An 11995-nucleotide genomic window follows, 5' to 3' on the forward strand; every position below is an offset into this window, starting at 1 on the left:
CGCAGCTCACCACGGTCGACCAGCCCCACCAACCGCGCCAGCTGCCCGGCATCACTCCGCACGAACAGATCGATCCCCCGCACCCCACGCCCCTCATCCGACGGCGCGGGCATCCACACCGTCGTGTTCACTACCACCCCGCCCGGACGGACCACACCAGCCAGCGCGGCCAGCTGCTCCGGAGCGACCGGGGCCAGATTGAGGGCCAGATCGACCGGCTCGGTCACCGCGTCGGTCACCGCGGTGGCGGTGTGGTCGACGACCTCATCAGCGGTCTTGACCGCCTCGGCACTACGCGGACTGGCCGTCGCGATCACATAAGCACCAGCGTTCTTCGCCAGCTGCACCGCATAACCCCCGACCGCACCCCCCGCACCGTTGATCAGCACCCGCTGCCCGGCCGCCAGCTTCCCGTGATCGAACAACGCCTGATACGCCGTCAATCCCACCACCGGCAACGCCGCGGCCTCGGCCAACGGGATGCTCCTCGGCGCCGACGTCAGCACCTCCACCGGCGCCAGAACGTACTCCGCCGCCGCACCGGTCCCGTCCATCGGCAGAAAACCGACGACCGGATCACCCACCTCGAACCCGGTCACACCTTGACCCAGCGCGTCGACCGTCCCGGCGACGTCCAGACCCGGCGTGTGCGGCAGCACCACCGGAATCGGCCCCTGCATGAATCCACCCCGGATGTTGCCGTCGACGGAATTGAACGACGTCGCCGCCACCCGGACCCGCACCTGCCCGGGCCCCGGCACGGGCAGCTCCACGTCCTCGTAACGCAGGACCTCGGGGCCGCCGTACTCGTGGAAACGCACTGCCTTCATCGGACTCTCTCCTCGTCTTGCTTCAAATTCGAAGTATCTGAGGTGAACGATAGACCTGCTTTGAATTCGAAGCAAGTGACGTGGAGCACGACCGTCAGCGGGCCAGCAGGTCCCGGATCGCCGCCGTGATCTCGTCCGGGGCTTCCTCGGCCATGAAGTGCCCGGCCCGGGTCAGCCGGTGGTCCAGATCCGGCGCCCACGCCTTCCACACCCCGGCGGCGTCGTAGCCCAGCTGCGCGCCCCAGTCCTGCTGGACGACCGTCACCGGCATGGCCAGCTGCGACCCGGCGTCGAGGTCGGCTTGGTCGTGGTCGACGTCGATGTCCGCCGAGGCGCGGTAGTCCGCGACGATCGACGGCACCGCGGCGGCGCTCGCGCGCAGGTACTCGGCCCGCACCTCGGCCGGGATCGCGGCCGGGTCGTTGGCCCAGGCGTCGAGGAACGAGCCGAAGAACGCGTCCGCGCTGTTCGCGATCATCGTTTCCGGCAGGCCCGGCGGCTGCGCCATGAGGAACAGGTGGTAGCCGACCGCCGCCCGGACGCCGTGCAGCACGTGCCACATGTCCAGCGTCGGGACCACGTCGAGGATGCCGAGGTGGGTGATGGTCTCGGGGTGGTCCAGGCCCGCCCGGAAGGCCACCAGGGCACCCCGGTCGTGCCCGACGAGGGCGAAGCGCTCGTGGCCGAGCTCCGCCGCCAGCCGCACCACGTCGCCGGCCATCGCGCGCTTGGCGTACACGCTGCGGCCGGTGGCCGCCGGCTTGGCACTGGCGCCGTAACCCCGCAGGTCGGGGCAGATCACCGTGTGCTCGCCGGCGAGCCGTTCGGCGACGTGCCGCCACATCAGGTGCGTCTGCGGGAAGCCGTGCAGCAGCACGACCGGGCTGCCGCTGCCGCCCACGGCGGCGGCCAGCTCCACGCCGTCCGCCCCGGGCAGGCGGACGTGGTCGAAACCGGGAATCGTGCGAGTCATCGAAGATCGTCCTTCTGGTCGGGAACTCTGACCCGGCCAGCCTGGGCGCCGTCGATCAGCAACCGATCAGTGCGCGGGGCGCGGCCGACGCCCGGCCCCGATGATGGGGGCATGCGAATCGACGTGCTGGGTGCCGTGCGGGCGCTGCGCGACGACGGGAGCCCGGTGGACCTGGGCGGACCCCGTCATCGCGAGGTGCTCGCCCGGCTCGTCGCGGCCGAGGGGCGGCTGGTCACCACCGACACCCTCGTCGGCGACCTGTGGACCGACCCGCCGGTCCGCGCCGTGGGCGCGCTGCGCACGTTCGTCGCCGCCCTGCGCCGCGCCCTCGAACCCGGCCGCCCGCCCCGCACGCCGCCCCGGCTGATCGTCACCGAAGGGCCCGGCTACGCACTGCGCCTGCCGCGCGAGGACGTGGACGTCCACCGGTTCGAGGACGCCCTGGACCGGGCCCGGCGGGCTCCCGGCGCCGTGACCGACCTCAGCGCGGCACTGGCGGCCTGGCGCGGAACCGCCTATGCCGACGTGCCGGACTCCGCCTGGGCGCAGCGCGAACGGACGCGGCTGGAGGAACTGCGGCTGACGGCCGTGGAGCTGCGCGCCCGTGTCCTCCTCGACTCGGGCGAGGGCGGCGACCTGGTCGCCGAACTCGGCGCCCACGTCGCGGAACACCCGTGGCGGGAGCCGGCCTGGGGGCTGCTGGCCCGCGCCCTGCACCGGGCCGGACGCCAGGCCGACGCGCTGGCGACCCTCCGCCGGGCCCGCGCGATGCTCGTCGACCAGCTCGGGCTCGACCCCGGAGCCGACCTCCAGCGGGTGGAGACCGAAATCCTGACCGGGACCGCGTGGCCGGCCCCCGCGGCCCGGTTCGGCCCGCGCACCACCGTGGACCTGGCCCGCACCCTCGCGCTGGCGGGCGGCGACGCCCTCGTCCACTCGCGGCGCGACCGCCTCGCCGCGATCCAGGCGGCCGAACGCACCGGGGACCTCACCCTGACGGCCCGGATCATCGGCGCCTACGACGTGCCGGCGATCTGGAGCCGGGCCGACGACCTCGCGCAGTCCCGCGCCGTCGTCACGGCCGCCGAGCGCACGCTCGCCGCGCTCGGCCCCGGCGGCCCGGCCGACCTGAGGGCCCGCCTCCTGGCCACGGTCGCCGTCGAAAGCCGCACCGCCGATCTGGCCCGGTCCGGGCTGCGGCGCGCGCGGCAGGCCGCGGCCGAGGCCGAGGCACTGGCCCGCGGGCTCGGCGATCCCGCGCTGCTCGCGTTCGCGCTCAACGGCGTGTTCCTGCAGTCCTTCGCCCGTCCCGGGCTGGCGGCGGACCGGGACCGGATCGGCGCCGAAATCCTCGACCTGGCGACCCGGCACGAGCTGCCGGCCTTCGCCGTCCTCGGCCGCCTCGTCCGCCTGCAGTCCGCCTCGGCCGCCGGCGATCTCGACGCTGCGGCCGCGCACGCCACGGCGGCCGAACGGCTCGCCGCCACCGCCGAGTCGCCCCTGGTCGCCGTCCTCACCGCGTGGTTCCGTGCCCGGGCGACCGCCGCCCGCAGCACCGAAGCCGGCGGACCGTCCCCGGCCACGGCCGCCGCGCAGTACCGCGCCGCCGAGGACGCCCTCCGGACGGCGGGCATGCCGGGCCTGCACCGCGGCCTGTTCCCGCTGGCGCTGCTCGGGTTGCGCCTGCTGCACGACCGCGCCGCGCCCGATGACCCGCACCTCGACTGGGGTCCCTACCGCCCTTGGACGCAGCCCCACGTGTTGCTCGCCCGAGGCGAGCGGGAGGAGGCCCGCGTCGCGCTGGCCGCCGCCCCCGAACCCCCGCGCGACCACCTGCAGGAGGCGATGTGGTGCCTGACCGCCCACGCCGCCGTCGTTCTCGGCGAGCGCGGGATCGCGGCCGCCGCCGAAGAGGCGTTGCGCGACGCCAAGGCGGAACACGCCGGCGCGGCCAGCGGAATGCTGACCCTGGGCCCGGTTTCGCGGTACCTGGCCGCGGCGGCGGCCTGCGCCGCAACGAGATGAGCGCCGGAAAGTGGCCGAAGAGGCAGACTTCCCCGGCATCCGTTGACGTCACCAGCCGCCGGACACCAGGATCCCGCCGACGAACCCGAAGCCGGAACACGCGGCTGACCGAGGGGAAAATCCTTGCCTGGTGGAAGAATCGTCCCGGTGGTGACCGCTCGGCGGCCGGCGGCGCGGTGGCTTTTCCCGCTGGTGCCGCCGATGGCCCTGCTCGCGGCGGCGTGCGGTCCGGTCAGCGTGGCCGGGTCGGCGAACCCGGCCACGACCGCCCCGGCCACCTCGGCCACCTCGGCCACCTCGGCGGCGAGCGTCCCCGCCCCGGCGTCCACTGAGGAGCCCGCTTCCGGCGCCAGGACTCCGGACGCCGCCGTCGAGCGCTGGGTCACCCAGATCCTGCGAGAGCAGTACAAGGAGGCGTGCCTGTCCAGTGCTCCGGCGCTGCCCGCCGGTCAGGACGCCGAGGCCCTGTGCGCCAAGCCCCGGGCCGCGGCGAGCGCCAGGTCGCTGCACGACGCGTGGGCGAAGCCGGGCGTCAAACTGCCCCCGGAAGGCAAGGTGGAGGTCGCCACCGTGACGGCGAACGGCGACAAGGTCACGGTGCCGGACACAGCGGTCAAGCTCGACGGCCGTACCTTGCGCAGTCTCGAACTCATCGGCGCGACCGGCGACACCGGCTCGTTCAGCCTCAGCCTCAAGGTGGAGAAGCACGCCGGATCCTGGTACGTCACGGGTTTCGACCTCAAGGCCTGAGAACGGCGGCGGCTCAGATCTTGATGACGACCTTGCCCGCGGCGTGACCGTTCTCGACGGTGGCGAGGGCGGCAGGCGCATCGGAAAGCGAGTGCGTCGCCGTGATCACGGGAGCCAGGACTCCGTCCAGGGCCAGCCGGGCGGACCGCTCCAGGTTCTCCCGGTCGAGGCGGCGCTCGACGAACCGCCCCCCGAGCTCGGGCACGGACATGTCGCCGACGGAGATGACGTTGCGGGCCTCCCGGGCCAGCGGGGCGACCGTCCGCAGCGAGGTACCGCCGGCCAGGTCGACGATCCCGTCGAAGCCGTCCGGGACCAGCTCGCGCACCGCGGCGACGACGTCCCCGGCGGTGTAGTCGACGAACCGCACCCCGGCGGCCTCGGCGTGCTCGCGCTTGGCGGTGCTCCCGGTCCCGATCACCCGCAGCTCGCGCGCGACGGCCAGCCGGGCGACGGCGAGGCCCACCCCGCCCCCGACCCCGTTGACCAGGATCGTGGCCCCGGCCGGGAGGCCGAGCTGATCGAGCGCGTCCACCGCGGTCGTCCCGGCGATCGGCAGCGTGGCCGCCACGGTCGCGGACAGGCCCGCCGGGATGCGGGCGGTGTTCGGTGCGGACAGCACCGTCGTCTCGGCGTAGGTGCCGCCCCCGGTGAGCGCGAAGCCGAAGACCGCGTCACCCACCTCGAGCCCGTCGACGTCTTCGCCCAGTCCGAGCACGGTCCCCGCGGCCTCCATGCCCAGCACGCGGGGGAACGGACGCCCGCCGTCGAGCCCCGGGACCAGTCCCGAACGCAGAAGGTGGTCGAGCGGATTGACCCCGGCGACGTCGACCCGGACCAGCACCTCGCCGCGACCGGGGACGGGATCGGGACGCTCGAAGAACTCCTGCACCTCGGGCCCGCCGTGCCTGCCGTAACCCCACGCCTGTCCCATTTTTCGCTGCCTCCTGGATGACCGGCCCGGTGGTTCCGGGCGCTGTCGCCATCGTCACCGCTGACACCGGTGTAAGGGGCAATCGCCTGAGGCGCAGGTCACAACCTCAGGCCGGCTGGGCCGCCGGTTCCCCGGCCCCGGACAGCGCCACCCGGTGCCGGCTGTTGGCCCTGAGCAGCACGTCGAGGGCATCCCGGGTCTCGGCCAGGTGCGCGATTTCGGCGTCGATCCGATCGCGCTCGCGCATCATCGCCACGAACGTCTCCTCGGCGACGTCCAGATCACTGGGGGCATCCACACACGGCAACACGGTCGCGATCACCCGGCTGGACATCCCGGCGTCGAACAGCTGCCGGATGAGCGACACGCGCTGGACCGCGGCATCGGGATAGTGCCGCTGCCCCGCGGCCGAGCGGGAACTCTTCAGCAGGCCCTGTTCTTCGTAGTACCGCAGCGAGCGCGGACTCACGCCCGTGCGCTGGGAAAGCTCGCCGATCCGCACACCCGGAGTTTACGCCCGCGAGCTCCGGGCTCGGGCGACTGTCATGGCCCCGAGGCGTCGTGCGCCTCTCACCTCGATCACGAAGCTGGCTAGCTTGGCGAGGATGAGGTCAGCTTCACCCGCTCGTACGCTGCCGGGATCCAGGCGTCGGGGCGGTGGATCAGCATGACGCTGTCGACCCCACGGCGATGGGTTCCGGAGTCCCGTAGATCGGCAAGGCCCGGTGGAGGCATGACCGGCTGCCGGGGACCAAGGTTGAACGACAGCTGGGCAGTGGTGACGATCGCGGCATTGGCGTCCAGAGCGAGCCGCTTCAGCCGCCGGGTGACCTCGGCGACCTCGCCTTCACGGTTCTCGTAAGGCATTTCCGTCGGGCAGTGACCATTTGAAGTGAGTCGATGACGAGTTGTGTGTTCTCTTCCCCGGGTCGCCGAGTCGTGTGATCACGAGGGCTTCTCGTGGATCGAGGTCATCTTCGCCGCCATACGCGCCCAGTCGTCGTCGGTCATTCGACCTGTCCGCATGTCGACAACGCGAATCTTGGCCTCGGCGCAGATGAGCGTCGATCACGGTGAGGGACATCGCGCCTCAAGCCGTTCATGACCTCATCGAGATCGTCGAAGCCCATGGCCAAAGAGGAGTTGACGCCCTCACGGCTCGCGATGGCATCGACTTGGTCGATCGTCGACTGGAGCACGTCGGTCAACAGCTCGTACGCCCGGACCAACTGGCTCGCGAGCTGACCGACACGCTTGCCGAGGACCGCGGCTGTCCGCAATCGGTGCCAAGGTGGGCGAAGCCAACCCGACGACCAACCTGAGGAACCACGATGAGCCGACACGTCCAGGTCACCTTCGACGCCCACGACCCCCGAGCGCTTTCGGCGTTCTGGCGCGAAGTGCTGGACTACGTGCACCCGGCACCGCCCGGGGTCGAGCTGCCCGAGGGTGCCGATCCGCTCGCCGCGTGGGATGAGTTCCTCGCGCGGGCCGGGGTGCCGGAAGAACAGCGCAACAGCGGCTCCGCCGTCGAAGATCCCGATGGGCAGGGGCCGCGGCTGTTCTTCCAGCGGGTGCCGGAGGGCAAGACCGCGAAGAACCGGGTCCACCTCGACGTGCGGGCCGCACCGGGCCTGCAGGGCGCCGACCGGATGGCGGCGCTCGAGGCGGAGTGCGAACGGCTGGTCGCCCTCGGCGCGACCCGGGTGCGCCGCTTCGAGCCCGAACCTCCGCTCAGCGCCGGGTTCATCGTGATGACCGACCCCGAAGGCAACGAATTCTGCCTGGACTGACCGCGCAGCCGCGCCGGGAGGGGGAAATCGCGCTTGGCTGATCGGGCGCCGGGTAATCCCCCCGAAATCGGTTCCGCGGAACGGACGTGGAACCGCGATCAGGAAGGGGTCTGCCCCCGATGCCGAGCGAACAGCAGACGGCGCAGTTCGACGACTCGCTGCGCGTCATCGCCCTCGAGGTCGCCGACGACCTCGCCGAGCTGGCCAGGGTGCGCGCCTGGGCCGATCGGCTGCTGCAGGATCTGCCCGAAGAGCAGCGGGTGGACGCGCTCATGGTGGTCGACGAGCTGACCTCCAACGCCCTCCGGCACGGCCTGCCACCCCGCCAGGTACGCCTGCTGCGCAAACGCGACTGGCTGTCGGTGGAGGTCGACGACACGTGCGTCGACCCCGCCTGCCCGCGCCCCCCGTCGACCGACGGCGGCCACGGGCTCAAGCTCGTCTCCGCCATGAGCGTGTCCTGGGGGCAATGGCAGCGTCCCACCGGGAAGACCGTGTGGGCCGAGATCGACCTGTCCGCGTCCGGTGGGCCGCGCTGAGCGATCCGCGCGGTACCTCCGTTCGTCACCCGGACGGGTGGTAGCCGGGTTCGACGGCCTCCGGCGCTGGCCAAGCCGGCGGCCGGCGGGCGAAACTGGGAGCAAGTCACCAGGCGGGGCCTCCGGGCCGAGCTGGGGTGGCCCAGGTCCGCGGCCGGTTCAAACCGGAGCCGCCGCAGACCGCCCGCGGCTCTCGCCGGGGTGCACAAAGGACAGCTACCCGATTCGGCGGCATCCCACGGACCTCGAGCCCGTTCCGCCGGCGCGCGTCCGCTCGATCGGCCGCGAGCAAATCCGGTGATCTCGGCCCCGGCCTGTGGAAAGCTCACCGCATGCCGGACGATTCGGAGTGGCTGCCGCCGGCGGGGGCGGAGGCGCACGACAGCGTGGACCTGACCGCCGAGACCCGCAGGCTGCGCGTGCTGGGGTGGCGGGCGCTGGTCATCGCCGCACTGTGGCTGGTGGCCGCCGGCGGGGCGTTCACCGGGCTCGTGCTGTACAAATCTTCCGCCGGCGCGCTGCTGCGGGACGGTGCGCGGGTGTCCGGAACCGTGCTGACGGTCCACGACCGCCCGCGCGAAATCCACGTCACCTACTCCGTGCGGGGCGAGCCGTACGTCGCCGCCATCCGCGTCACCTCGAACCGGCGCTACGTCCAGGGCTCGACCGTCACGGTGGTCTACGACCCCGCCGACCCGGCTCGCGCGCGCACGACGCTCGAAGACGGCCTCGACCCCCGCGGGACCGTCTTCTTCTGGATGGTCGGCGTGGGCCTGCTGACGGCCGTGGTCCTCAGCCTCGTCGGCTGGGGCCGGTGGTCGTTGCGGCACCGGGCCGTGCTGCGGACCGGCTGGCGGCCGGCCGCGGTCACCGTCCGGCCCGATCCGGCCACCCGGTACCGGCACCGGCCGGACCTGCTCGTCGAGTACGGCGACGGAAGCCGGGCCGGGCTGCGGGCGACGCTGTCGAGCCACCGGAGCACCTGGCTGCGGCACCGGAGCGGCCGTCCGGCGTGGGTGGGCGGCTCGGGTGGGGAGATGGTCGTCCTCTTCGAGACCGGGCCCGGGCAGCGGCCCTACGCGGTGCCGGCGTACGGACGGGAGGCCCGGACGGGGACGTAGGCCCGGGGCGTCGGCGGCCACGGATTTTCCCCCGAACGGGCGAGCCGGCCGGAAGCACGGTAGGAAGTTGCGCAGGTCAGGTTCTCCGGCGCGCAGGAGGCCCGGCCCAGGCCCCGCCGGTCCAGCAGCCGGCCGGCGGGGCCGCCCCGCCGGGACCGGGCGACCGGGTCCGCGATCAGTCCCGGTCGACGGCGGTGAGCAGGTCGTTCTCCTGGACCGCCTGCGCCGACAACGTCTTGTAGCCGTGGTCGTCGAACACGACCGTCAGGGTGTCTTCGTCCGCGGACATCACCACGCCGGGGCCCCACTCCGCGTGCTCGACCGCGCTGTTGGCCGGGAACGCCCCGCCGCCGGACGAGACCGCCTCGGCCGTGCCGGCGATGCACGTGTCGCAGTTGCCGCACGGCTGCTCGAGCTGCTCGCCGAAGTAGCCGAGGAGGAACTGGCGGCGGCAGCCGGTGGTCTCGGCGTAGCCGCGCATCATCTCGATCCGCGACCGGATCAGCCGCTGGTGCGCTTCGGCCGCCTCGACACCCTGCTCGACGGCCTGGCCGGGGTCCACCGCGGACTTCCGGTATTCGAGACGGCCGTCGGCGGTGACGGCCACCGCGCCGGTCTGCTCCAGCAGGTTGACCGCCCGGGTGCGCTGGGCCGCCGATACGTTCAGCTTCTTGCCGAGTTCGGACGGCTTCAGCGGCGCGCCGTGCCCCGAAAGGGTGGTGGCCACCTCCGCCAGGGCCTGCTCCGGCGCTTTCGCCGCGGTGAGGAACTTCTGCCGGCCCAGGTCCCGCGGCCGGTGGTACAGGGTGATCTCCGCGGGCTCGCCGTCGCGGCCGGCGCGGCCGATCTGCTGGTAGTACGTGTCCAGCGAGTCCGGCGCGGCCGCGTGCAGGACGAACCGCAGGTCCGCCTTGTCGATGCCCATCCCGAACGCCGAGGTCGCCACCACCGCGTCCAGCTCGCCGCGCAGGAACTCCTCGTGCACCCGTTCGCGGTCGGCCGCCTTCATCCCGGCGTGGTAGGCCGCCACCCGGACCCCCTCGGCGGCGAGCTCCGCGGTGTAGGCCTCGGCGTCCTTGCGGCTGGTGACGTACACCAGCCCGGGGCGGGTCGCGGGGTCCGCGGTCAGCGCCCGCGTCCGCGTGATGACGGCCTGGTGCCGGTCGTCGTCGTTCGGCAGCGGGTCGACCCCGAGGCGCAGGTTGGGCCGGTCGAAGCTGGCGAGCACCTCCCGGTGGTCACGCAGGCCCAGCCGGGCCACGATGTCGGCGCGCACGGGCAGCGCCGCGGTCGCGGTCAGCGCGATCACCCGCGGGTGCCCGAGCCGCTCGATCACCGGCGCCAGGCGCAGGTAGTCCGGCCGGAAGTCGTGCCCCCACGCGGAAACGCAGTGCGCTTCGTCCACGACGAACAGCGAGACGCCGAGCTCGGCGACCGCGTCGAGCACTTCGTCGGAGGCCAGCTGTTCCGGGGACAGGAACAGGTACTCGGCGGTCCCCCGGCGCAGCGCCTCCCACGCGTGCTTGCGCTCGGCGGCGCGCTGGGAGGAGTTCAGGGCGACGGCCTCCGGCGCCCGGCTCTCCCCGATGCCCTCGATCTGGTCGTTCTGCAGGGCGATCAGCGGCGACACGACCAGCGTCGGGCCGTCCAGCAGCAACGCCGGCACCTGGTAGATCGCCGACTTGCCGGCCCCGGTGGGCAGCACGGCGAGCACGTCGTGCCCGGCCATCACCTGCTCCATCGCCTCGAGTTGTTCGCCGGTCAGCTGCCGCCAGCCGAATTTCTCGGCCGCGATCCGCTGGAGTTCGTCCCGTCTGCCTGCCATCCGCGGCAGGTACCCACGCGCCGGGCCCGAAAACACCGCCGGGGTCAGGCGCAGTGCCGGGCGGTGCCCTTCGACGTCCCGGAGCCGGCCGGTCGGCAGGTGGCGGTCGCGTGGCCGGCGACAGGTCCGCCGCGTTGCGTCCGATGTGGACCTGTTCACGGTGCGGCGGAAGACCCGGCCGCTCGTCCTCAGCGGGCGAAGTAGTGGCCGGCGTCGATGTCGGCGAGCAGTCCGGGGCGGGCCGGGTGCCAGTCCAGCAGCTTCCGGGTGCGGGTACTCGAGGCCGGCGTGTCCATCGCGAAGATCGGCCCGAGCCAGCCGAAGTGCTCGGCGGCGGCCTCGACCGGGACGGACGTGACCGGCAGGCCCAGGTGCTCGCCGATGCGCTCGGCGATCCGGCGCACCGGGATGCCCTCGTCGCCGACCGCGTGCAGGCGGCTGCCCGCGGGCGCCTGCTCCAACGCCAGCCGGTACAGCACGGCGGCGTCCAGCCGGTGCACGGCAGGCCACGCGTTGGCCCCGTCTCCCGGGTACGCCGACACGCCCCGCTCGCGGGCGATGTCGATCAACCGGGCGACGAAACCGTGGTGGTCGCCCTCGCCGTGCACCGACCGGGGCAGCCGCACCACCGAACCGCGGACACCGCGGCCGGCGAACGCGAGCACCGCCTCCTCCGCACCCAGCCGCGCCGCGGCGGGCGTCCCGGAGCCGGGAACGGTGTCCTCGGTCGCCGTCCCGCCGGCGCCGCCCGGGGTGCCGGAGCTGAGCACGAAGGGGCGGTCCGTGCCGGCCAGCGTCTCGACGAGGGTCTCGACGGCCCGCAGGTCCACCGCGACGGAGTGCCCGAAGTCGGTGAAGTCGTGGATGAACGCCGCGTGGACCACGCCGTCGGCCGACGCCGCACCGGCGCGCAGGCTGTCCAGGTCCTCCAAGGTGCCGCGGTGCACCTCGGCGCCGGCCGCGGCCAGGGTGGCCGCGGCGGCGTCCGAGCGGGCCAGGCCGAGCACGCGGTGCCCGGCGCCGAGCAGCTCCCGCACGACCGCGGAGCCGACGAAGCCGGTCGCTCCGGTGACGAATACGCGCATGATGGTGACGCTCCTTGTGATCGGGGAGTGAGGTGAACCGGCTCCTTCCACCCTGTCCCCCGGCGGCCGCCCCTGGCCAATGAAACTTCCGCACCGTGCAATACGGCCCGTGCATCACCG

General features: G+C 73.2%; 12 protein-coding genes. 5 read left to right on the forward strand and 7 right to left on the reverse strand.

Features of this window, described 5'->3' with window-relative positions:
• Together DV20_RS26975 and DV20_RS26980 are read right to left on the reverse strand one after the other, a co-directional pair.
• Nucleotides 1-830 (reverse strand): NADP-dependent oxidoreductase (locus DV20_RS26975; protein ID WP_043785061.1); only part of this gene is annotated, 830 nt, incomplete at its 3' end.
• A gap of 94 nt (nt 831-924) precedes the next feature.
• Nucleotides 925-1803, reverse strand: coding sequence for an alpha/beta fold hydrolase (locus tag DV20_RS26980; protein ID WP_043785062.1), 879 nt, complete (start codon nt 1801-1803; stop codon nt 925-927).
• 111 nt (nt 1804-1914) lie between these two features.
• Here DV20_RS26980 and DV20_RS47040 point away from each other — a divergent pair, with 111 nt between their 5' ends.
• Nucleotides 1915-3828 (forward strand): AfsR/SARP family transcriptional regulator, encoded by a 1914-nt coding sequence (locus tag DV20_RS47040; RefSeq protein ID WP_043785064.1) that lies wholly within the window; start codon nt 1915-1917, stop codon nt 3826-3828.
• Nucleotides 3829-3978: 150 nt separating this feature from the next.
• Nucleotides 3979-4578 (forward strand): hypothetical protein, encoded by a 600-nt coding sequence (locus DV20_RS46730; protein ID WP_235190973.1) that lies wholly within the window; start codon nt 3979-3981, stop codon nt 4576-4578.
• A gap of 13 nt (nt 4579-4591) precedes the next feature.
• On the opposite strand, the gene DV20_RS26995 is transcribed toward DV20_RS46730, so the two are convergent.
• The 3 genes from DV20_RS26995 to DV20_RS43185 all read right to left on the reverse strand — a co-directional run bounded on the left by DV20_RS26995 (nt 4592) and on the right by DV20_RS43185 (nt 6379).
• The gene (locus tag DV20_RS26995) at nt 4592-5512 is read right to left on the reverse strand and encodes an NADP-dependent oxidoreductase (protein ID WP_084093686.1); all 921 of its coding nucleotides are present in this window, start codon (nt 5510-5512) and stop codon (nt 4592-4594) included.
• Nucleotides 5513-5618: 106 nt separating this feature from the next.
• Complete coding sequence (locus DV20_RS27000; RefSeq protein WP_043785065.1) at nt 5619-6014, reverse strand: MerR family transcriptional regulator; 396 nt, start codon at nt 6012-6014, stop codon at nt 5619-5621.
• An 89-nt stretch (nt 6015-6103) separates the two neighbouring features.
• A complete protein-coding gene (locus DV20_RS43185) occupies nt 6104-6379 on the reverse strand; it encodes a DnaB-like helicase C-terminal domain-containing protein (RefSeq protein WP_051736137.1) in 276 nt (91 codons plus the stop codon).
• 464 nt (nt 6380-6843) lie between these two features.
• Between DV20_RS43185 and DV20_RS27015 the strand changes: the two genes are divergently transcribed.
• From DV20_RS27015 to DV20_RS27025, 3 genes are all read left to right on the forward strand, one after another.
• A complete protein-coding gene (locus DV20_RS27015) occupies nt 6844-7305 on the forward strand; it encodes a VOC family protein (protein ID WP_043785069.1) in 462 nt (153 codons plus the stop codon).
• A 119-nt stretch (nt 7306-7424) separates the two neighbouring features.
• The gene (locus tag DV20_RS27020) at nt 7425-7844 is read left to right on the forward strand and encodes an ATP-binding protein (RefSeq protein ID WP_043785071.1); all 420 of its coding nucleotides are present in this window, start codon (nt 7425-7427) and stop codon (nt 7842-7844) included.
• A 332-nt stretch (nt 7845-8176) separates the two neighbouring features.
• The gene (locus DV20_RS27025; protein ID WP_051736138.1) at nt 8177-8965 is read left to right on the forward strand and encodes a DUF3592 domain-containing protein; all 789 of its coding nucleotides are present in this window, start codon (nt 8177-8179) and stop codon (nt 8963-8965) included.
• A 175-nt stretch (nt 8966-9140) separates the two neighbouring features.
• On the opposite strand, the gene DV20_RS27030 is transcribed toward DV20_RS27025, so the two are convergent.
• Together DV20_RS27030 and DV20_RS27035 are read right to left on the reverse strand one after the other, a co-directional pair.
• Nucleotides 9141-10790 (reverse strand): RecQ family ATP-dependent DNA helicase, encoded by a 1650-nt coding sequence (locus DV20_RS27030; protein ID WP_043785304.1) that lies wholly within the window; start codon nt 10788-10790, stop codon nt 9141-9143.
• A 188-nt stretch (nt 10791-10978) separates the two neighbouring features.
• Nucleotides 10979-11875 carry an SDR family oxidoreductase gene (locus tag DV20_RS27035; protein ID WP_043785075.1) on the reverse strand — a complete coding sequence of 299 codons (897 nt, stop codon included), beginning with the start codon at nt 11873-11875 and terminating at the stop codon, nt 10979-10981.
• Nucleotides 11876-11995: the final 120 nt, after the last annotated feature.

Source organism: Amycolatopsis rifamycinica, assembly GCF_000695625.1.
Taxonomy (GTDB): domain Bacteria; phylum Actinomycetota; class Actinomycetes; order Mycobacteriales; family Pseudonocardiaceae; genus Amycolatopsis; species Amycolatopsis rifamycinica.